The organism is Gilliamella sp. ESL0441 (assembly GCF_019469185.1).
GTDB lineage: Bacteria > Pseudomonadota > Gammaproteobacteria > Enterobacterales > Orbaceae > Gilliamella.
On sequence record NZ_CP048264.1, the window covers coordinates 78,368 to 100,439 of the forward strand.

Consider the following 22,072-nt stretch of genomic DNA (forward strand, 5'->3'; position numbering starts at 1 on the left):
GTTATTGCTCCTGCTGGTAAAATTTAATTAACTCTATAAAGTGATCAAAAAGCGGGGCGGCATCATGTGGCCCAGGACTGGCTTCGGGATGTCCTTGAAAACTAAAAGCAGGTTTTTGATTATGATGAATACCTTGTAATGAGCCGTCGAATAGGGATTGATGCGTAACACGTAAGTGAGCCGGTAAACTGTGTTCATCAACGGCAAAACCATGATTTTGCGCGGTAATCATGACACGATCATGCTCAAGATCTTTAACCGGATGATTTCCACCATGGTGACCAAATTTCATTTTTATGGTTTTCGCACCACATGCCAGCGCTAACAGCTGATGTCCAAGACAGATGCCAAATATCGGAATATTAGTGGTTAAAAATTGCTTAATGGCATCTATGGCATACGTACACGGTGCTGGATCACCAGGCCCATTAGATAAAAAGATACCATCAGGATGTAATGCTAAAACTTGTTCGGCACTCGTTTTAGCCGGCACAATGGTTAATTTGCAACCCCGTTCAACTAACATTCGTAAAATAGTTTGTTTAACACCAAAATCATAGGCAACAACATGATAGGGTAAAACACTTTCAGGTTTTGGTGTTGGATGTTCATTTTGTCTTGTCCAAATGCCTTGCGTCCAACAATAACTTTTAGCACACGTTACTTCTTTAGCTAAATCAAGTCCGGTTAATCCTTTAAAATTGAGAGCTATTTGTTTGGTTGCTTCTGCATTTTCGAGTAAAGTCTGTTTATCTTTGCCCGTTACAATAACGCCATGTTGTGCGCCTTTTTCACGTAAAATACGGGTTAAACGGCGGGTATCAATATCGGCAATAGCAACAACATTGTGTTGTTTTAGATAACTGGAGAGATCTTTTTCACAGCGATAATTACTAGCTAATAGTGGCAAATCACGAATAATAAGTCCTTTTGCGTAAACTTGATTTGATTCAGCATCTGCATCATTAGTGCCCACATTACCAATATGTGGATAAGTTAAAGTAACTAATTGTTCACAGTAAGAGGGATCGGTCAATATTTCTTGATAGCCAGTCATTGAGGTATTAAAAACAACTTCGCCAACAGTTTGACCTTCAGCGCCGATAGATGTACCGATAAATTGTGAACCGTCTTGTAATATGAGGAGGGCATAAGTTTGCATGATTAAAAAGACCTTTAAGAATAAAAAATCATTATATATGAATAAAAATTCATTGCTATTAATCTTGATAAGATAATATTTAGCCATTTTATTACACTTTTTTATACAAAAAAAGCAATATTATTAAAATTAATTGAATAATAATGTCTCATTTTTGAGACTTGTAACGAATCACATAAATTATCAAAGATATTATTATGTTTAGCTTGAAAGTGAATAATTATTCAAATAGAATGGCGTGAATAATAATCTCGATTAGGAGCTCGTCATGCACGGTTTTTATCAGCGCCACTTTTTACGTTTACTCGATTTCACCCCAAGCGAAATTAATCAATTAATCGATCTTTCTATTCAATTAAAGCACGCTAAGCAACAAGGCACTGAAAAAAAACATCTGGTGGGTAAAAATATTGCCTTAATTTTCGAAAAAGACTCAACCCGTACGCGTTGTGCTTTTGAAGTGGGCGCATTTGATCAGGGTGCCCAAGTGACCTATTTAGGTCCAAGTGGGAGCCAAATAGGCCATAAAGAATCTATTGCAGATACTGCCCGTGTATTAGGACGGATGTATGACGGTATTGAGTATCGAGGTTATGGACAAGATATTGTCGAAACTTTAGCGAAGTATGCCGGTGTCCCTGTGTGGAATGGATTAACCACCGAAGCACACCCTACACAGATTTTAGCTGACTTTATGACCATGAAAGAACATATCGGCAATCGGGCATTAAGCAGTGTCAAATTCGCCTATCTAGGTGATGCGCGTAATAATATGGGGAATTCGTTGATGGAAGGCGCAGCTTTAATGGGTATGGAGATTCGTTTAGTGGCGCCTAAAGCGTGCCAACCCGAATCGGAACTGGTCGAACAGTGCCAAGATATAGCAAAAACGACAGGGGCTAAAATCCTTTTAACAGAAGATGTTGCTGATGGTGTTAACGACGTTGATTTTCTCTATACCGATGTGTGGGTTTCCATGGGAGAACCTAAAGACGTTTGGGATGAACGGGTCAAACTGTTAGCGCCTTATCAAATTAATCAAAATGTGATTAATCTTACTCATAATCCCGATGTGAAATTTATGCACTGTTTGCCCGCTTTTCACGATATGAATACCACCGTCGGCAAGCAAATGGCAGCGCAATATGGTTTAACAGATGGTTTAGAAGTGACTAACGATGTATTTGAATCTCGACACAGTATTGTTTTTGATGAAGCAGAAAATCGTTTACATACCATTAAAGCCGTAATGGTTGCAACGTTAACCAAAGACGAATAATATAATACTCATCAATAAAAATGCTAATTAACTATCAGCATTTTGCTATGTTTGCCGACGTTAAGTCGGCATCATTTTATCAAATTTAAAAGCAAACATGACAAAACAAGCACGTAATAAAGATTTTAAAAAACACTTAAAACTTACTAATCCGATCCATTTTTTAGCGGTGGGATTAGGAAGTGGCTTATCCCCAATTATGCCTGGCACAATGGGGTCATTAATGGCGATTCCGCTGTGGTTGTTATTTAACGAGTTACAACCGATTTTATATTGGATCTTTATTTTTGTGACATTTATGTTTGGCTGTTTTCTTTGTCAAAAGACATCAGATGATACACATACGCATGACTCAGGGCATATCGTTTGGGATGAATTTGTTGGTATGTGGATAACGCTATTTTTTATCCCACAATATTCACTACTATGGATTGCGATTGCTTTTGTTGCTTTTCGAGTATTTGATATGGCAAAACCTTGGCCTATTCGTTGGTTTGATAAGCGTGTTCCCGGTGGTTTTGGTATTATGGTGGATGATGTAATTGCAGCAATTTTTTCATCCCTGACTGTTTATGTGTTGGCTTATGTGATTCCCTGCTGATTTAAAATAACAGCATTTTTACCTTCTTGGTATGCTCGCAGGTTAAAATGATTACCTGCGAGCCATAATCGATAATGATTTTTTGTCTAAAAGTGGTTAGCTAAATGATTTAATACATTTTTTGTGACCAACCCAATTTACTGGAAAGGTTATTAAAATAATCATAATCTTTAGAATGAATTAAATTAAATTCATATCCAGAACGTCGAATAATAACATCATAGCTTGGTTTGACCGGTAAAATAATTTGGCTATCGCAAGCAATATTCAAATCTAATGCAGTGGTTGGAAACTTAAGATGGATAGGGTTATCACTTTTGATGACTAATGGTCTTACCGCCAATGAGTGTGGAAACATTGGTGTAATAATGAGTGCATCTAAGTGAGGCGCTAAAATTGGTCCACCAGCAGACAAGGAGTAGGCGGTAGAGCCGGTTGGGGTTGCAATAATTAAACCATCCGCACGCTGTGAGAATGCATTGCGTTCATTGATATACACATCGTAATCAATCATATGCGCAACGGTATTGGGCGTAACGACAATTTCATTAACGGCAAAACCGGAATTGATGAGATTGCCATTATCATAAATTGAAACTTCAAGTAAAAAGCGAGGGTCATCGTCATATTCTCCGGCAATAACTGGACTTAACTGTTCCACGACTTGCTCATGCGAAATGTCGGTTAAAAAGCCCAAATTACCCCGATTCACGCCGATTACTCTAATTTTATAGTGTGATAAATAGCGAGCCGAACGCAACATATTGCCATCGCCACCAACAACAATGGCCAGATCAGCTTGTTCTCCAATCGTATCCAAATTGGCATAGACATTTGCTGGAAATTTAATAAATTCCGCTAATCGGTCTTCAACTAAAACACGAATACCTAATTTGATTAACCAATCATAAAGCACTCTGTGGGTTTCGATAGCGTCTAATTTGCGTGGAATGCCAACTAAACCAATACATTTAAATGGTGCACCCATAAAATATCCTTGTCATTTTTTTATTTAAGTATCATTGATTTTTTTAATTAAAAATAAAAAAATATATATTAACCTATAGAGATAACCTTGCAATAACAAAAATCGTCCCCATAATAACCTTAATTCACTAAGTTTTCGACTATATTTGGAGTACCTTATGACAGAGCAAGACAAGAACATGTCAGAAAATGAACCTAACATTGATGTAGCGGTAGAAGAACCAAAAGAATCAGAAGCACCAGCTGAACCGAATTACGAGGAGCAATTAAAAGCGAAAGATGCACGTATTGCTGAATTAGAACAGGCATTACAAATTGCGAAAAAAAATGAGAGTGAGGCGATGATTCGTGCCCGTGCTGAGATTGATAATGTTCGTAAACGTGTTGAACAAGACGTTGATAAAGCACGAAAATTTGCGTTAGAAAAATTTTCGAATGAACTGTTGCCAGTTATCGATAATTTAGAGCGAGCTCTCGAATCTACCGATAAAAATAATCCTGAACATCAAGCAACTGTTGAAGGATTAGAGCTTACCTTAAAATCATTTTTAGATACCGTCAAAAAGTTTGGGATTGAAGTGATTAACACAGTAGATTCACAATTAAATCCTGATGTTCACCAAGCGATTAGCATGGTTGAATCGCCAGATCATCAATCAGGTCAAATCGTCAATACCATTCAAAAAGGTTATACCTTAAATGGTCGTTTAATTCGTCCGGCAATGGTGATTGTTGCGAAATAAATAAGCGATTATGCTGAAATAAAAGGGAAATGAAGTATTTCCCTTTTTTGTTTCGGTTTGCTTAAAAAGATAGGTTAATACACCCTTTATTTTTTATTTATGCTGTTTTGGCAATGATAAATATCCTTTTATAAACTCAACGATTGGATCGGCTTGATTGATATCAAATACAGGTAGCTGACTCTCTAATGGCTCATCACTGGCGATGGCTAAGGTATATTCGTCAATATACAGCTGAGGTTGGTTTGTATGCCGATGACAAATAATTTTAGGTATTTTCTCTTCTTTAAATCCTTCAATCAAAACGATATCGACATGGCTAAATTGGTTAATCAGTGTCGATAAATCGACAGGATTGTTTGGGGTCTCTTCAATAAATGCATAGCGGTTATCACAAGCAATAATGGTTTGTAAAGAACCGGCTTTTCGCAGTTCATAACTATCTTTTCCGGGAATATCTAGTTCAATATTATGATGCGCATGCTTTAACGAGCCAATGCGAAAACCCTGTTCGACCAATAAAGGAATTATTTTCTTGAGAAGGGTCGTTTTACCACTGCCACTATAGCCACTAATTCCAATCATTTTTGTATTGTTCATAGACTCTCTGCTTTATCGTGTTATATTGAAGATGCGATTAATATAACATCATATTAAAAAATGAAGGCGGAATAAAGGTAATGATATGTATGATTTTTTGAATGATTATAACCAAACAGTGCATCCAAGCTTGTTAAAAAGCTTTGTTGAAACGACCAATAAAAAGTTAAGTGGCTATGGTTTAGATGAGTGCTGTCATCAAGCTAAAGAAAATATCAAAAAGCGTCTAAAATCGCCGAATGCAGATATACATTTTATGCCAGGTGGAACTATCACGAATTTAACAGTTATTTCACATATTTTAAAACCTTATCAAGCGGTTATTGCGACCGAAAGTGGACATATTAATGTGCATGAAACAGGGGCGATTGAAGCAACAGGACATAAAGTATTAACGGTGAAAAGCCAAGATGGAAAATTGACGCCTGAATTGCTAAAACCCGTTTTGGCACATCATCATGATGAACATATGGTACAACCTAAATTAGTGTATATTTCAAACACCACCGAACTTGGTACTATTTATAGTAAGCAAGAGCTTAAAAAGCTATATCAATTTTGTCAAAATAATCAACTTTATCTGTATTTAGATGGTGCACGTCTGGCAATGGCATTAGCCGCAAAAGATAATGATCTAACCTTTCCGGATTTAGCTAAATATACCGATGTTTTTTATATAGGTGGCACGAAAGTGGGGGCATTTGCGGGTGAAGCATTGGTGTTTAATAACCTGACGATTAACCAAGATTTTCGATTTAGTATGAAGCAAAAAGGCGCAATTTTAGCTAAAAGTTGGATTGTTGCCGTACAGATGAATGCGTTGATGCAAAACAACTTGTATATCAAACTGGGTAAGCATAGTAATTATATGGCAGATAAACTGCAAACACTGTTTGAAAATGCTGGATTTTCATTCTTAAGTAAACCACAAAGCAATCAATTATTTGTTAGTGTGCCAAAACGATTAGCCAAGAAAATCCTTGCACATTATTCGGTCGATAATCTTGGGGCAATTGATGAGGCGCATATCGGGTTACGTTTTTGTACTTCTTGGGCAACACAGGATGTTGAAATAGACGATTTTGCTAAACACTTAACAAAATGGAATAAATAGCAGTTTAATCTAAAAATAAGAGATTTATTTTTTTGATTGAGTGAGTTGCTCAAGTATCTCAGGGGTATTAATATTGGTAAAACATGATGGTTTATCACTAAAATCGACAGCATAAGCATTGATTTGTTGTAAAAATAACATCAATTTACGTTCACCTTGTGCCAAATAAGCTTTAAGTGGGGTAATTATGGTTTTATGAATCAATAAAATGATTGGATGATGATACCGACCATCAAAGGGATAAATAGCGTAATGTGTCGTGGTGTGTTGGGTTAAACGAAAGATTAAATCGTCAGGTAAAAAAGGCGTATCACAACTGACAAATAAGTTCCAGTCGGTAGTGCTACGTAATAATCCACTGTAAATGCCGGAAAGGGGGCCATGATAACCCGCTAAATCATCAATGAAGGTAGGATAGCCTGCCTTTTGATATTGATTTAGATTGCGATTACAGTTAATCATGATGAAATCTGTTTGTGATTCAATACGATCAATGACATGTTGATAAAGCGGTTTACCATTTAGCTGTAATAATCCTTTATCGTTACCATTCATTCGGGTACTTTTTCCGCCAGCTAAGATAATTGTTGTAATAGGTAGTTTGCCCATAAAATGTCTCTGTTTCACATTGCGAAAAATCTAAATAGCATTACTATATAGCAAAATTAATTTAAGTTATAAGGGAAAATAGACTTATCACAATTATTTCATAGACATTAAATGGTATTGAAAAATAAGTCGATACCCATGACTTTTAACGTGTCGTTTGTATTTAGTAAAAAGAATCGCTACTATTGTTTATGTTTCTGTGACAGAATTTATAGCGTTAAATATTTAACATTAATTTTATCTCATCATCTTCAATTAATTTGAAGTATACAAAAAGGTATGAATTATGAAATGTCATCGTATTGATGAATTAATGGAGTTATTACAGGCAGCCTGGGAAAAAGACTCAGATCTGAATCTGTTACAATTTCTTGCGCAATTAGGGCAAGAAGCAGGTTTTGAAGGCGACTTAAAAGAGTTAAGTGATGAGGTTCTGATTTATCATTTAAAAATGCGTGACGCTGATAAAAATGAAGCTATCCCCGGTCTGAAAAAAGATTATGAAGATGATTTTAAAAGTGCCTTGTTAAAAGCGCGTGGCATTATTAAATAATAAGGAGAATTGACTAATGAAAAAGACGTTTATTGCTTTGGGAGTATTACTTTTTTCGGTAAATAGTTTTGCAGAGCAAGCCCCCGCAAGTATTGACTCTAAGGAAGATCAAACACCGACTATTACGGCACCATTAGCACCGATTGAAAAAGGTGTTCAGTATGTTGTACTACCGACTAATCCATCACCAGACAAAGAAGTGATTGAGTTTTTTTCATTTAATTGTCCTAGTTGCTACCGATTTGAAACAAAATATCATGGTGCACAACTTATCAGCAAGGATTTACCAGAAGGGGTAAAATTTAAACGTTATCATTTAGAGGATTTTGGGCCACTTGCCAAGGAACTTGCTCAAGCATGGGCGATAGCGAATGTACTTGGTATTCAAGATAAAGCTTCAGACGCTTTTTATCAAGCAATACAAGAAGAGCGTAGCATAAAATCTGCTGACGACATCAAAGCGGTATTTTTAACGTTAGGTGTGGATAGTAAAACGTTTGATGAAACGAAAGACAATTTTTTAGTTAAAGCTTTTATGGCACAACAAACCGATGCCATTAAAGAATTGAAACCAAACTCAATACCTTCTGTTATCGTTAATCGCAAGTTTTATGTCAATTCCAAAGGACTTAATATATCTGATGAACAAGCATTTATGAATGATTATTTAAGAGTGACTTCGTTCTTAGTCGGCTTAGATCCTAAAACCAAAAATTAAGCGAGTGTCATTGATTAAAACATCTGTTTTGAGTGCGATAAATTGTCATAGTATTTGGATGTAACATGATGACAATTTTTAAGGTTGTTATTTTAAATCCCTTTGCAATATCATGATTGCAGAGGGATTTTAATTTTAGGTGAGGTTTTAAAAACGTTATTCTCGTTCTAAAGCATAAATCGGATCAAGTTTGGCGGCTCGTTTAGCTGGAAAATAACCAAAAATTATGCCAATGACACTTGAACAACTAAAGGCAGCGATAATTGAAATGATGGAAAAACGCATCGCAAAGGATGTGACAACATAATTGAAAATCCCACCAACCACAAATGATAATAAGATACCTAATGTGCCACCGATAAGACATACTAATACCGCTTCGATTAAAAATTGTTGCAGTATATCACTTGAACGTGCACCCACTGCCATGCGTACGCCAATTTCTCGGGTTCTTTCAGTGACAGAGACCAACATGATATTCATAACACCAATCCCCCCCACTAACAGTGAGATAAATGCAATGGTTGAAATTAATAATGTTAATACCCAAGCTGAGGAGTTAACGGTGTCACGAATGCTATCTGAATTAAAAATAAAAAAGTCTTTAACACCATGCCGTTGTATCATGATTTTATTAATCGCTTGTTCTGCAATCGATAAATCAACATTATCATTGACCCGAACCGTAATACTTCTTAACGAGGTTTGTCCCACCATGCGATTAATGACTGTGGTGTAAGGAAGCCAGATGTTAAGGCTTTCATTATTACCAAAACCTTGTTGTTGTTTTGTGGCAACGCCAATTATTCGTACCGGTAATTGACCCACCATCAGAATTTTGCCGATTGGATTTTCATTCTTAAATAGCTGTTTAACGGTATTTTCATCGATAACGGCATCTTGTGCTGACGAAGCAACACTGACCTGATCAAACGCAATACCTTGGGTAATGTTATAGCCACGAACGGCAAAAAATTGCTCTCCCACACCATTTACAGTCCCCGTTACAGCCAAATTTTTAACCCGAAAATAGACTGATGTTGCCAGATTTGGGGTCGTGCTATGTACAAAACTTTGTTTTGCTAAAAAGTCGGCGTCGGATGAGCGTAAGGTGGTAATTTTATCTGCGTTGCGATCCCCAAATCCGCTTCCGGGATAAATTTCGAGTGTGCTTGTCCCTAACGAATTTATATTCGATAATATTTTTTGTTTTGTGCCTTCGCCTAAGGCAACCATTGAAACTACCGAGGCAATACCAATGATAATACCAAGCATGGTAAGAAAAGTTCGTAATCGTTGAGAAAGCATCGACAATATTGCCATATTAAAGGCATCTCGAAAACGATTATACTTAGCTTGAAAGTTGTCTTGGGTTTTAGTCGTTTCGATCTGTTTGACTTGGCGATGATCCTCTTCTTCTGCGTGATAGTTAGGATTGATTGAGTCAGAGATAATATTTCCGTCACTGATTTCAATAATCCGTTCTGCACTTTGGGCAATATTGCTATCATGTGTCACAATAATGACGGTATGCCCTTGTTTATGAAGTTCTCGCAAGATAGCCATGACTTCTAAGCCGCTTTTACGGTCAAGTGCGCCGGTCGGTTCATCTGCTAAAATAACTTGTCCGCCGTTTATTAAGGCTCGAGCAATACTGACACGCTGTTGTTGACCGCCAGATAATTGACTGGGTTTATTATTAATCTTATCTTCAAGCCCTAAACGGGTTAATATTTCAATAGCTCGTTTTTTCCGTTGTTCATTGGTGATTCCGGCATAAATAGCTGGGATTTCAACATTACCTTGTGCCGTTAAGGCGTTTAGCAAATGATAACGTTGAAAGATAAAACCAAAGTGTTCACGACGTAATTCAGCTAATTCATCAGGTGATAATTGATTGGTGGTTCGTCCTCCAATGGTATAGACACCAGAGCTTGGTTTGTCTAAACAACCTAAAATATTCATTAATGTTGATTTGCCCGAACCAGACGCACCAATAATGGCAACCATTTCGCCAGCATTAATCGTTAGATTGATGCTTTTAAGCACTTGTATGGTTGAATCGCCAGCTGGAAATTCACGAACAATGTTTTCAAGTTTGATCAGCGGATTATTAGTGTTTGTCATATCAGAATCTTATCCTCGGCGTGCGTCCATTAGGATTGAATAATGCGCCATTGTCACTACCAATAATGACGACTTCCCCTTCTTTAAGTCCGGATTTGATTTCCACATTAATATTATTATTGATACCTAAACTGACTTCTCGTTCTTCAGCATTATTTTGTTGATTAAGTACATAGACAATTGCTTTATTATCTGCTAAATTTTTTTGGATTGCTTGAGATGGGATTGCCAATACATCTTTTGCTTCAGATAAAACAATATAAACTTGGGCTGTCATCGAAATTCGTAAAATATGATCAGGATTATCAACATCGAATAATCCATTATAGTAAATTGCTGTTTTGGTGGTGGATGACGAAGAACTTAAACTTGATGAACTTTCCGTATTAATCGAATCTGGCGCAGGTTCAATGGCGCGTAATGTTAAACCGTCAAAACGTCTATTGGGCTCACCTAATATGGTGAAATAGACGGGCATTCCTTTTTTTACATTAATGACATCCGCTTCTGAAATTTGTGCTTCAACGGTCATCTTATCCAATTGTGCAACTTTCACAATGGTCGGTGCACTTTGCACAGAGTTAACGGTTTGACCTTGATCAACGGGTATGGCGACAATCACGCCATCAATAGGTGATCGTATTTTGGTATAACCAAGATTCACTTTGGCTGTATCAACAGCGACTTGTGCACTGATGATATTTGCATCTAAGGCAGCGATATCGGCTTTGATTGCATCGAGATCGGCTTTGGCTGAATCTAAATCGGATTGAACGCCGACCCCTTTATTGACGAGTTTTAATTGGCGATTATAAGTCAGTTGGTAATTAATTAAGTTGGCTTGTTTTGATTTACGTTGTGCTTCAAGGCTACTAAGCGAAGCTTCGGCTTGTTTCAAATCATTGCTTTGTTTTAAGTCATCAATTTCAGCAATCATGTCTCCTTGTTTAACTTGATCACCTAATTCAACATATAACTTTTTGATCTGACCCGAAACCTGCGCACCCACGCTGACTTGCTTGAATGCGCTAATTGTTCCATCAGCCAGTACCGTTTTTTCAATATTAACTTTAGTCACGGGTGAGGTAATATAATTCACTGGCGATTGTGACGGAAAAACGATCAGCTTGATAATATAGAGAAGCACAAACAGAAAAATAGCAATCACTATATTTTTGAATTTAATTAACTTTAACAATATCTTTTCATCCTTTTATTCTATTCTTTAATCGTTTTAGCATTGTAGCGTAATAATATAAATGTTATTGATAACTATTCTTAATAAATTGTAATTATTATGAAAATAATACAGGCTAAATTATCTAATTTATATTGAAATATTTCAATAAATTCAAACTTATTTGGTCTATCACGAACATGATAGCTGTATTCTTTTTTAGAAATTAGGAAGGATTGCGCTATAATGGCGCAAATTTTTTGGAGATGATAAAGTTAATTGAGCAATGGCATTAAAAATAACCAGTAAATGTATTAATTGTGATATGTGTGAGCCTGAATGTCCTAACGAGGCTATCTCTATGGGGTTTGATACTTATGAAATCGATCCCAACAAATGTACTGAATGTGTCGGTTATTATGATCATTCAACTTGTCAGCGTGTTTGCCCCATTCAAAATGCTATTATTGCTGATCCTGAGCATATCGAGACCCATGATCAGCTATTGGCAAAATTTGAGCAACTAAAACACACAAATTAACCCGTTAGTTTGCTTTTACTTCAATACGCAATTCTTTAGGAATTTCAAAAGTAATATTTTCTAAAATTCCGTCTGTTTCGATCAGTGATGTGCAACCCAAACTTTTCAAATGTTCAATAACCTGTTGCACTAAAATATCGGGCGCAGATGCGCCTGCCGTTACGCCCACCGTGCGAGCATTAATTAACCATTCTTGTTCAATATCGGTGGCATAATCAATCAAATAAGCATTTTTACTGTTGCGTCTGGCAAGTTCAGCTAATCGGTTGGAATTGGATGAATTTTTTGAACCGACGACAAGTATCACATCTGCTTGTGATGAAAGTTGTTTTACGGCTTGTTGTCGATTGGTTGTGGCATAACAAATATCATTTTTACGCGGGCTACGGATTTTAGGAAATCGTACTTTTAAGGCAGCAATGATTTCCGCCGTATCTTCCACTGATAAGGTTGTTTGGGTGGTAAAGCATAGGTGATCTTCGTTTTTGACTTGTAACGTTTGAACATCGTTTATCGATTCAATCAAATAAATACCACCATTAGGATTATTGTATTGACCTAATGTACCATCCACTTCAATATGCCCGGCATGACCGATTAAGACCACTTCTTCACCACGATAACTGGATCTTGCCACTTCCATATGAACTTTAGTCACTAACGGGCAAGTCGCATCAAAGATACGAAGTTTTCGTTTTTTTGCTTCTTCACGCACCGCTTTAGATACACCATGCGCAGAAAAGATAAGAATACTATCGTCAGGGACTTCGTCAATTTGTTCAATAAAAATTGCACCTAGCTCTTTCAAGTTGTTAACCACATAGCGGTTATGCACCACTTCATGGCGAACATAAACGGGTGCGCCGAAGAGTTCAAGTGCGCGTTCAACGATCGTGATAGCTCGATCAACACCAGCACAAAAACCTCGAGGGTTAGCTAAAATAATTTGCATGTTATTCGGTCTTTTGGGGTTTTTTATAACTGCTTAAAATAAATAATCCAATACCGATACAAATCGCACAATCAGCAATATTAAAGGTTGGGTAGTGCCAGCTACCGAAATTTACATCTAGAAAATCAACCACAAAACCATGATAAAGGCGGTCAAATAGGTTGCCTAAAGCACCACCTAATATAAGTGATAGTGAAAAATTTTCTAATTTTTGCTGTCGTTTGTTACGATAAAGTATATACACAATGGCACCACTAATGAGTAAAGCAACGGCTGCAAGCATCCAACGTTGACCTTCAAAAATACTAAATGCAGCGCCAATATTTTGTACATAAGTAATCGAGAAGAAAGGCAACACGTTGATTGATTCATAAAGGTTGAATTTAGTTAGGATCCAAAATTTACTAGCAATATCAACAAAGAACACAATTGTGCTAATAATTAACCAGTAAAGTCCATTCTCTTTTTTCATAAAGTTCATGCTCATGATGATATTTCGCCGACTGTTGTCGGCGCTTAATGTAATAAGTGGCTATAAACTATTGTCTTATAGCCGTGTTTATCTGTCATTCTATTGCTAGGCGAAATGTCTAACTTCACCCTTACCATGAATGTTTTCTTCACAGCGTTTACATAAGTGTGTTGTTGGTTCATTATCAATGGTGTAATGCCAACAGCGAGGACACTTATCACCTTGCGCTTTAGTGAGCTCGATTTTAAGACCGGCTATATCACTTTGTACTGCCTGTTGTGGCGCACTGTCTAGTGGTTTCACGCTGGCTTGTGACGTGAGTAGTACAAAGCGTAATTCGTTCTCTAATTTAGCGAGTGCTGTGGCAATCTGATCGTCTGCATAAAGGGTAACAGCGGCTTCAAGAGAACCACCAATCACTTTATCGTTACGACCTTGTTCTAGCACTTTGTTTACTTCGCTACGAATTGCTAGAATTTGCGCCCAATACTCACTATTTAATGTTTCATTATCGGATAAACTAAATAGTTCGTTATACCATTCATCTTCAAATACAAATTCTGATTTTTCGGCTGAAGGTAAATATTGCCAAATTTCATCAGCGGTAAAAGATAGTACCGGCGCTATCCAACGTACCATTGCTTGAGCAATATGATATAAGGCAGTTTGGCAACTATGACGAGCAACGCTATCACTTTTGGCGGTGTACTGACGATCTTTAATAATATCTAAATAGAATGATCCCATTTCAATTGAACAGAATTGCATAATACGTTGTACGACTTTATGGAAATCATAGCTTTCGTAAGCTTGGATAATTTGATCTTGTGCCTCTTTTGCCATGCTGACCGCCCAGCGATCCAGTACCACCATATCTTCAGGTTTGATCATGTCTTTAGCTGGATCAAAGCCGTTTAAGTTAGCCAGTAAAAAGCGAGCTGTATTACGAATACGACGGTAACTATCCGCTGAACGTTTGATGATTTCGTCAGAATAGCTCATTTCACCCGAATAATCGGTCGAAGCAATCCATAGACGTAGAATATCCGCTCCAAGTTTACCCATAACTTCTTGTGGGGTAACGATATTGCCTAACGATTTAGACATTTTTCGACCTTGACCGTCAACCACAAAACCATGCGTTAACACTTGCTTATAAGGGGCTTTGTTATCAATCGCTGTTGATAGCATTAATGATGACATAAACCAACCACGATGTTGATCTGAACCTTCTAAATACATGTCAGCTTCGTGCCCTTCAAACTCAGGGCGTACACCGACTACCGAAAAGAAAGTTGATCCTGAATCAAACCAGACATCAAGGGTATCTGGCACTTTGCGATAATCGTCTGCATCGGGGCCAAGCAAATCTTTGATATCTGCATCCCACCAAGCTTGGATACCGTGTTGTTCAACTAATTTAGCGACTTTTTCAACCAGTGCTAGGGTATCGGGGTGTAGCTCTTCGGTCTCTTTGTGGACAAATAACGTCATCGGTACGCCCCATGTGCGTTGACGAGAGATACACCAGTCAGGGCGATTAGCAACCATTGTTTCAATTCGTGCTTGTCCCCAATCCGGAATCCAGCGAACTTGTTTAATTTCTTGTAATGATTGGGCACGTAAACCTTGTTTATCCATGCTAATAAACCATTGCGGTGTTGCACGATAAATAACCGGTGTTTTGTGACGCCAACAACATGGATAGCTATGTTCAATATTTTCAAAATGAAGTAGCGCATTGTGGTCTTTTAATATGTCGATCACAACTTTATTCGCTTTAAATACAAATAAGCCATCTAAACCTGCACCTGTGCCCGGTAAATAGCACCCATTGCCACCAACAGGGTTAGCAACTTCAAGCCCATATTTTTGACCAACTAAAAAGTCTTCCGCACCATGACCGGGCGCAGTGTGCACCGCACCGGTACCCGCATCAACCGTAACGTGTTCACCAAGTACAATGGGTTCATCAAAATCAAGGAAAGGGTGCTTAAAGCGTAATAGCTCAAGCGCATCACCTTTACAGCTGCCAAGAATTTTCCATTCTGAAATTTCGGCACGTTTCATGACGGATTCGACCAGATCAGTGGCTAAAATTAAGCATTCTTTATCGTTTATTTGTACCAGTTGATATTCAAACTCAGCATTTAAGGCAATACCTCGGCTAGCGGGTAATGTCCAAGGTGTTGTCGTCCAAATCACGGCATAAATAGTTAAATCGGTATGAACGCCAAATTTACTCGCAACAGCTTGGTTATCTACCGCTTTAAATTTTACATCTATAGCGGGTGAAGATTTATCATAATATTCTACTTCTGCTTCTGCTAACGAAGACATACAATCTGTACACCAGTAAACAGGTTTTGCCCCTTTGACTAAATGCCCGTTTTTGATGACTTTGCCTAACGCTCGAATAATATTCGCTTCCGTATCGTAATTCATTGTGCGGTAGGGATTTTGCCAATCACCCAATACACCCATACGTATAAAATCAGCTTTTTGTAGTTCAACTTGAGAAGCAGCATAGTCACGACAAATTTGACGAAACTCAGCCGGTGTCACTTTTACGCCTGGTTTGCCAACTTGTTCTTCAACTTTTTGTTCGATTGGCAGACCATGACAGTCCCACCCTGGAATATATGGGGAATCATAACCGCTTAAACCTTTTGATTTAATGATAATATCTTTGATAATTTTATTAACTGCATGACCAATATGAAGTTTGCCGTTTGCATAAGGAGGGCCATCATGCAAAATAAAGGCTTTTTTCCCTTTTTTTACTTGGCGGATTTTGCGATAAAGTTCTTTATCGTACCAGTTTTGCAACATCGCCGGTTCACGTTTGGCAAGATCACCTCGCATTGGGAAACCGGTTTCCGGTAAATTCAATGTATTTTTATAATCTGTCATGCTGATTTATTCCAGTTAATTTTGTTGATACTACTTTCTTAATTGGTTAATTGTGCACTGATCTTTTTCGCAGTGCAAACATCTTGTGTAATTTGTTCTTTTAACGCTGTTATAGAGTCAAATTTTTTCTCGTCTCGTAATTTTTCGAGGAAGGTTACGTCTAAATATTGTCCATAAATATCACCCGAAAAGTCAAATAGATTCACTTCTAAAATGGCTTTTTTTCCTTGAATAGTTGGTCTTATACCAATATTAGCAATGCCATAATAAGATTGTTGGCTACAACAATTTTTGACGTTAACTAAATAGACACCGTGTAAGGCTGGTTTTTTGCGGTATAGTAGAATATTTGCCGTAGGAAAACCTAATTGCCTTGCTAATGCATTGCCATGAATAACACGCCCTTGAATGCTATACGGACGCCCTAATAGGCAACGTGCTAATTCAAAATCATTGTTGAGTAAAGCTTTACGCACCGCGGTACTACTAATTCGTAACTGATTCCAAACGTAGGTTGGCATGCTTTCGACAGTAAAATCATTTTTTTGTGCATAATGTTCAAGAAGATGAATATCCCCTTTACGTTCAAACCCAAACCGAAAATCATCACCAATAATAATATATTTGGCCCGTAACTGATTTATCAACCACGCTTGAATAAAGTCATCAGCAGACATTTTGGCAAAGGTTTGAGTAAACGGAACAGCAATAATATAGTCGATACCGAGTTTTTCAATAAAAATCACTTTTTCTTGAAATGAGGTTAATCGGGAAGGGGCATTTTCCGAACAAAAAAACTCTAACGGTTGCGGTTCAAATAGCATAACCACGGTTGGTAGATTTAATTTTTTACCTTGGGTGATTAAATGGTTAATTAATTGCTGATGTCCTAAATGTACGCCATCAAAATTGCCCAATGTCAGTACGCACTGGGAAAATTGATTTTTTAAATTAGCAATACCGCGAATGATCTTCATGAAAATGTGTTATTTAACTGTGTAATTTAACTCAAGTAGCCGAGAATTATACCAATCTTTCTTGAAGATGCACGTAATATAAAGCTGATTTTCGGTTGTTTTGTATTTGAGTTTTAGGTTTTGATTATTGTTAAATATTCAATTCCCATACGATTGTTACAAAAATCCGCTGAATTTAGGTTTACGTCAATTTTGATTGTTACCAAAAAATCCGACAATAAGCCAGCTCATTTGCCCGTTTTTTATATTCAGCTTGTTGCGCTTTAGGAATAAAAAAACGGTTTTTTTCTATCTCTTCGCACTCTTTTACATCACGTTTAATTTGTTCTGCTTCTTCTTTTGAAATTCGAAAGAAAACTGTATTAAATATACCGATTTTTGAATAGTTATCACCATGAAAAGTCACTCTGTTTTCTAAACCAAAATTTCTTTCTGATGGATAAGCGAGTCCATCGAAATTGTCTTGGGGTTTTGTGACTTTTCGCATCGCAATGGTTTGATCATTACCATAAACATAGTTTTCATTGATAAAGTAATTATCCCCTTGTTTACTTATTTCAACAAGATTGGCATAGGTTGCAGTATATTTAAAATCGGGACCACCTTCTACCCAAAAACCAATAAATTTATCGTTATTATTAGAATTATTAGACTCCTGTTCAGAGCATGCTGTTATCAATAATATCATAAAAATGAGTGATAAAAATTTCATTGAATATCCTTATATTAATAGTGATGTAATGCTCTTAAAAATTCTTGTCTGGTACTTGGATTGGTTTTAAATCCGCCACCCAGTGCGGTCGTGGTTGTCATACTGCTTGAATCTTTAATGCCTCTGGCTTTCACACAATAGTGAGTCGCATCGATTGAGACCGCCACATTTACCGTGCCAAGTAAGGTTTGAAGGGCAACAAGTATTTGTTGAGTTAATCTTTCTTGTACTTGTGGTCGCTGTGAAAAAAATTCAACAATTCGATTAATTTTGGATAAGCCAATAACTTTATCTTTAGGGATATAAGAGACGGTGGCTTTGCCGTCAATGGTGACAAAATGGTGTTCGCATACACTGGTTAAGGTAATATCACGAACGGTGATCATCTCGTCGACTTGCATTTTATTTTCAATGAGCGTGATTTTGGGAAAATTTTCATAATAGAGCCCAGAAAAAATCTCATCAACATACATTTTAGAGACACGATGTGGTGTTTCGGCAAGACTGTCATCAGTAAGATCCAACTCCATTAATTTCATGATCTCACGAAAATGTTCTTCGATTTTTGCCTTGCGCTCACTATTATCCATTGCTAAACGACAAGAAGGGGTTTCAAGATTTTTAGCTGCCAGTGCATCTTTAACTTTTTGTGCAGCAAGACTTAACTGTGTCATTAATCGTATACTCAGGTTAAAAAAGATACAGTATTATATAATACTCATTTTGCAATATACAGTTTTTTAAGTTAAAACTTTCTATTAAAACATTGTGTAAATATGAAAGATTTTTACATTTTATTGTTGTAGATAATAAGAATATTGTTGTTAATTGGGGTATACTGTTAACCATTATAGCGAATAACCTTTGGGTAATACTAATGCCAAATAAAACACCAATTATCCTGATTGATGGATCTTCTTATCTCTATCGTGCTTTTTTTGCATGTCCGCCGTTAACCAATGCCAAAGGTGAGCCAACAGGGGCTATTTTTGGTGTCATCAATATGATCCGTAGTCTGATTAATCAGTACAATCCGACACATATTGCTGTTGTTTTCGATGCTAAAGGCGGCTCTTTCCGTAACGAAATCTATAGTGAGTATAAAGCCACACGTGAGGCAATGCCGGAAAATCTTCGTCCGCAAATTGAACCAATTCACACTATTTTAAAAGCTATGGGGCTACCTTTACTCTGTATTGAAGGTGTGGAAGCGGATGATGTGATTGGTACACTGGCAAGGCAGGCTGAAAAAGAGAATCTGGACGTTTTAATCAGTACCGGTGATAAAGATATGGCACAGCTTGTCAGTGATAAAATTACCCTGATTAATACCATGAATAATACGGTGCTTGATCCGAAAGGCGTGATGGAAAAATTTGGTGTGCCACCCGAAAAGATTATTGATTATTTAGCATTAAGAGGCGATTCGTCTGACAATATCCCAGGGGTTCCGGGAGTAGGTGAAAAGACGGCCCAAAGTTTATTAACTGAATTTAACAGTGTTAAAGATATCTATCAGCGTTTAGATGATATTGAAAAATTATCAATCCGTGGCGCAAAATCGTTAAAACAAAAATTGATTGATAATCAGAAAGAAGCCGAATTGTCTTATTTGCTGGCAACGATTAAAACCGATGTGCAATTAGATTTTACTAATGAACAGCTCATGTCGAGCGATATGGATGTTAATGCATTAAACGAATTATTTGCTTATTATGGCTTTCATCGTTGGCAAAAAGAGTTGATATCGGGCAGTTTTTTAAAAAATCAAAAAGCATCGGCGGTCAATGTGAACCAGAATATGCCGTTATTGGCGCAAGAACATTCATCTGCCAAAAATAAGCAGACCGATTATCAATGCATTTTGACTGATAAACAATTAGATCAGTGGGTAACCAAATTATCCCAAAGTCAACAATTTGCCTTCGATACTGAAACGGATAATGTCGATCATGTGCATGCTAAATTAGTCGGGATTTCGCTCAGTATCACGCCGCATGAAGCTGCTTATATTCCACTTGCTCATCAATATCTTGGTGTTCCCGAGCAGTTACCGCTTGATAGCGTGTTGGCGAAATTAAAGCCTGTGCTAGAAAATCCGAAGATTAAAAAAATCGCGCAAAATGCTAAATTTGATTACAGCGTACTGGCTAACTATGGTATTAAAGTACAAGGTATTGCCTTTGATACCATGCTTGAATCGTATGTACTAAATAGTACAGAAAGACACGATATGGATAGCATGGCTAGTCGTTATTTGAATCATAAAACCATCACTTATAATGAGCTAACCAAGCAGGATAAAAAACAAGTGACCATTGATGCTATTGATGTTGAAAAAACGACACAATACGCAGCAGAAGATGCAGATATCACGTTACAATTACATGAAAAACTGTGGCCAGAGTTAGAAAAAGATTCAAAATTAACTAAACTGTTTACTGATATTGAAATGCCTTTAGCCATTGTGTTGGCTGAAATGGAAAGAACAGGGGTATTGGTTGATGCTAAACAGTTAAATGATTATTCCCATGAACTTGCCAAACAGTTAGTGGCGACGGAGGCCGAACTTCAATCATTGGCTGGTGAAAAATTTAATCCTGCTTCGCCAAAGCAGATTCAAGCAATTTTATTTGATAAGCATCAATTGCCGGTGTTGAAAAAGACGCCAAAAGGCGATCCGTCAACCAGTGAAGATGTGTTGAGTGAATTGGCTAATGAGTACGAATTACCGCGTATGATTCTATTTTATCGAGGACTGGCCAAGCTTAAAAATACTTATACAGATAAATTACCTTTAATGATTAGTCCTATCGATCATCGTATTCATACGAATTACAATCAAATTGGGACAGTAACAGGACGTTTATCTTCCAATGATCCTAATTTACAAAATATTCCGGTACGCAATGAAGAAGGGCGTCGAATCCGCCAGGCATTTATAGCACCAGAAGGGTATAAGATTATTTCTGCTGACTATTCACAAATTGAATTACGCATCATGGCACATCTATCGCAAGATAAAAGTTTACTCAACGCCTTTGCCCATGACAAAGATATCCACCGAGTGACGGCGAGTGAAGTATTAAGTAAACCTGAATCAGATGTGACGTCGGAAGAACGTAGACGCGCTAAAGCGGTCAATTTTGGTTTGATTTATGGAATGAGTGCTTTTGGTTTATCAAAACAAATCAATATTCCTCGAAAAGAGGCGCAATTTTATATCGATCGCTATTTTGAACGTTATCCGGGGGTACAAACTTACATGGAAGAGACCCGTCAATTGGCAGCACAGCAAGGTTATGTCGAAACCTTATCTGGTCGACGTTTATATCTGCCTAAAATCACCTCGACTAACGGCATAGAAAAACGAGGAGCCGAACGAGCAGCAATTAATGCGCCAATGCAAGGTACTGCGGCGGATATCATTAAAACTGCGATGATAAAAATGAGTGATTGGATTAACAACCAACCGTCTGGCAATATTAGAATGGTGATGCAAGTACACGATGAATTAGTGTTTGAAGTCAAACAAGAATTGGTTGATAAGTACAGTGCGCAAATCAAATCCATTATGGAAAATTGTTATCAATTATCTGTGCCATTAAAAGTCGATGTTGGCGTCGGTGATAATTGGGATGAAGCACACTAATTTTTTATCAGCATTAGTAAATTATAAGATGTTTACGGTTTTAGATTTAAATGCAAGCTTAAGCTTAAACATCTTGAAAATTTGTGATCGATTTTAAGGCGTGAATAGGCTATTGCTCAAACCTTTTAGCGTGTTAGAATAAGTAACGAAACTGAATTTATATCAAAATGTTATTATTCTGGT

General features: G+C 37.2%; 20 protein-coding genes. 8 read left to right on the forward strand and 12 right to left on the reverse strand.

Annotation, left to right across the window (positions count from 1 at the left end; genetic code table 11):
- Nucleotide 1 precedes the first annotated feature (1 nt).
- Nucleotides 2-1,162: a glutamine-hydrolyzing carbamoyl-phosphate synthase small subunit gene (gene carA, locus GYM75_RS00360; protein WP_220216255.1), complete on the reverse strand. Its 1,161-nt coding sequence runs from the start codon at nucleotides 1,160-1,162 to the stop codon at nucleotides 2-4.
- A 268-nt stretch (nucleotides 1,163-1,430) separates the two neighbouring features.
- On the opposite strand from carA, the gene argF reads away from it, so the two are divergent.
- Nucleotides 1,431-2,441, forward strand: coding sequence for an ornithine carbamoyltransferase (argF, locus tag GYM75_RS00365; RefSeq protein WP_220216256.1), 1,011 nt, complete (start codon nucleotides 1,431-1,433; stop codon nucleotides 2,439-2,441).
- Between the two features lie 97 nt (nucleotides 2,442-2,538).
- Nucleotides 2,539-3,042, forward strand: coding sequence for a phosphatidylglycerophosphatase A (locus tag GYM75_RS00370; RefSeq protein ID WP_220216257.1), 504 nt, complete (start codon nucleotides 2,539-2,541; stop codon nucleotides 3,040-3,042).
- 109 nt (nucleotides 3,043-3,151) lie between these two features.
- Here the strand turns inward: GYM75_RS00370 and nadK are convergent, their stop codons facing one another.
- Nucleotides 3,152-4,030, reverse strand: a complete 879-nt coding sequence (gene nadK, locus GYM75_RS00375) for an NAD(+) kinase (protein WP_220216258.1) — start codon at nucleotides 4,028-4,030, stop codon at nucleotides 3,152-3,154.
- Nucleotides 4,031-4,187: 157 nt separating this feature from the next.
- Between nadK and grpE the strand changes: the two genes are divergently transcribed.
- Nucleotides 4,188-4,772, forward strand: a complete 585-nt coding sequence (gene grpE, locus GYM75_RS00380; protein ID WP_065558494.1) for a nucleotide exchange factor GrpE — start codon at nucleotides 4,188-4,190, stop codon at nucleotides 4,770-4,772.
- A 93-nt stretch (nucleotides 4,773-4,865) separates the two neighbouring features.
- Here grpE and mobB read toward each other — a convergent pair whose 3' ends face one another.
- Nucleotides 4,866-5,372 carry a molybdopterin-guanine dinucleotide biosynthesis protein B gene (gene mobB, locus GYM75_RS00385; RefSeq protein WP_255556794.1) on the reverse strand — a complete coding sequence of 169 codons (507 nt, stop codon included), beginning with the start codon at nucleotides 5,370-5,372 and terminating at the stop codon, nucleotides 4,866-4,868.
- Nucleotides 5,373-5,457: 85 nt separating this feature from the next.
- Here mobB and GYM75_RS00390 point away from each other — a divergent pair, with 85 nt between their 5' ends.
- A complete protein-coding gene (locus tag GYM75_RS00390) occupies nucleotides 5,458-6,486 on the forward strand; it encodes a low specificity L-threonine aldolase (protein ID WP_220216259.1) in 1,029 nt (342 codons plus the stop codon).
- Nucleotides 6,487-6,510: 24 nt separating this feature from the next.
- On the opposite strand, the gene mobA is transcribed toward GYM75_RS00390, so the two are convergent.
- Nucleotides 6,511-7,095: a molybdenum cofactor guanylyltransferase MobA gene (gene mobA / locus GYM75_RS00395; RefSeq protein ID WP_220216260.1), complete on the reverse strand. Its 585-nt coding sequence runs from the start codon at nucleotides 7,093-7,095 to the stop codon at nucleotides 6,511-6,513.
- 286 nt (nucleotides 7,096-7,381) lie between these two features.
- Between mobA and GYM75_RS00400 the strand changes: the two genes are divergently transcribed.
- A complete protein-coding gene (locus GYM75_RS00400) occupies nucleotides 7,382-7,648 on the forward strand; it encodes a YihD family protein (RefSeq protein ID WP_065558498.1) in 267 nt (88 codons plus the stop codon).
- Between the two features lie 16 nt (nucleotides 7,649-7,664).
- On the forward strand, nucleotides 7,665-8,366 hold the full coding sequence (locus GYM75_RS00405) for a DsbA family protein (protein WP_220216261.1): 702 nt from the start codon (nucleotides 7,665-7,667) through the stop codon (nucleotides 8,364-8,366).
- 156 nt (nucleotides 8,367-8,522) lie between these two features.
- Here the strand turns inward: GYM75_RS00405 and GYM75_RS00410 are convergent, their stop codons facing one another.
- Both GYM75_RS00410 and GYM75_RS00415 read right to left on the reverse strand, forming a co-directional pair.
- Entirely contained in the window at nucleotides 8,523-10,493 is a 1,971-nt protein-coding gene (locus GYM75_RS00410) for a MacB family efflux pump subunit (RefSeq protein ID WP_220216262.1), read from the reverse strand.
- Nucleotide 10,494: 1 nt separating this feature from the next.
- Nucleotides 10,495-11,691 carry an efflux RND transporter periplasmic adaptor subunit gene (locus GYM75_RS00415; RefSeq protein ID WP_220216263.1) on the reverse strand — a complete coding sequence of 399 codons (1,197 nt, stop codon included), beginning with the start codon at nucleotides 11,689-11,691 and terminating at the stop codon, nucleotides 10,495-10,497.
- Between the two features lie 265 nt (nucleotides 11,692-11,956).
- On the opposite strand from GYM75_RS00415, the gene GYM75_RS00420 reads away from it, so the two are divergent.
- Nucleotides 11,957-12,211, forward strand: a complete 255-nt coding sequence (locus GYM75_RS00420; protein WP_220216264.1) for a YfhL family 4Fe-4S dicluster ferredoxin — start codon at nucleotides 11,957-11,959, stop codon at nucleotides 12,209-12,211.
- Nucleotides 12,212-12,215: 4 nt separating this feature from the next.
- On the opposite strand, the gene ispH is transcribed toward GYM75_RS00420, so the two are convergent.
- The 6 genes from ispH to folE form a co-directional block, all read right to left on the reverse strand.
- Complete coding sequence (gene ispH / locus GYM75_RS00425) at nucleotides 12,216-13,163, reverse strand: 4-hydroxy-3-methylbut-2-enyl diphosphate reductase (RefSeq protein ID WP_220216265.1); 948 nt, start codon at nucleotides 13,161-13,163, stop codon at nucleotides 12,216-12,218.
- Nucleotide 13,164: 1 nt separating this feature from the next.
- Nucleotides 13,165-13,635: a signal peptidase II gene (lspA, locus tag GYM75_RS00430; protein ID WP_220216266.1), complete on the reverse strand. Its 471-nt coding sequence runs from the start codon at nucleotides 13,633-13,635 to the stop codon at nucleotides 13,165-13,167.
- A 105-nt stretch (nucleotides 13,636-13,740) separates the two neighbouring features.
- Nucleotides 13,741-16,548 (reverse strand): isoleucine--tRNA ligase, encoded by a 2,808-nt coding sequence (ileS, locus tag GYM75_RS00435; protein ID WP_220216267.1) that lies wholly within the window; start codon nucleotides 16,546-16,548, stop codon nucleotides 13,741-13,743.
- A 38-nt stretch (nucleotides 16,549-16,586) separates the two neighbouring features.
- Nucleotides 16,587-17,525: a bifunctional riboflavin kinase/FAD synthetase gene (gene ribF / locus GYM75_RS00440; protein ID WP_220216268.1), complete on the reverse strand. Its 939-nt coding sequence runs from the start codon at nucleotides 17,523-17,525 to the stop codon at nucleotides 16,587-16,589.
- A 199-nt stretch (nucleotides 17,526-17,724) separates the two neighbouring features.
- Complete coding sequence (locus GYM75_RS00445; protein ID WP_220216269.1) at nucleotides 17,725-18,237, reverse strand: hypothetical protein; 513 nt, start codon at nucleotides 18,235-18,237, stop codon at nucleotides 17,725-17,727.
- Between the two features lie 14 nt (nucleotides 18,238-18,251).
- Nucleotides 18,252-18,911, reverse strand: a complete 660-nt coding sequence (gene folE / locus GYM75_RS00450; protein WP_220216270.1) for a GTP cyclohydrolase I FolE — start codon at nucleotides 18,909-18,911, stop codon at nucleotides 18,252-18,254.
- Between the two features lie 203 nt (nucleotides 18,912-19,114).
- Between folE and polA the strand changes: the two genes are divergently transcribed.
- Nucleotides 19,115-21,889 (forward strand): DNA polymerase I, encoded by a 2,775-nt coding sequence (polA, locus tag GYM75_RS00455; RefSeq protein WP_220216271.1) that lies wholly within the window; start codon nucleotides 19,115-19,117, stop codon nucleotides 21,887-21,889.
- Nucleotides 21,890-22,072 lie beyond the last annotated feature (183 nt).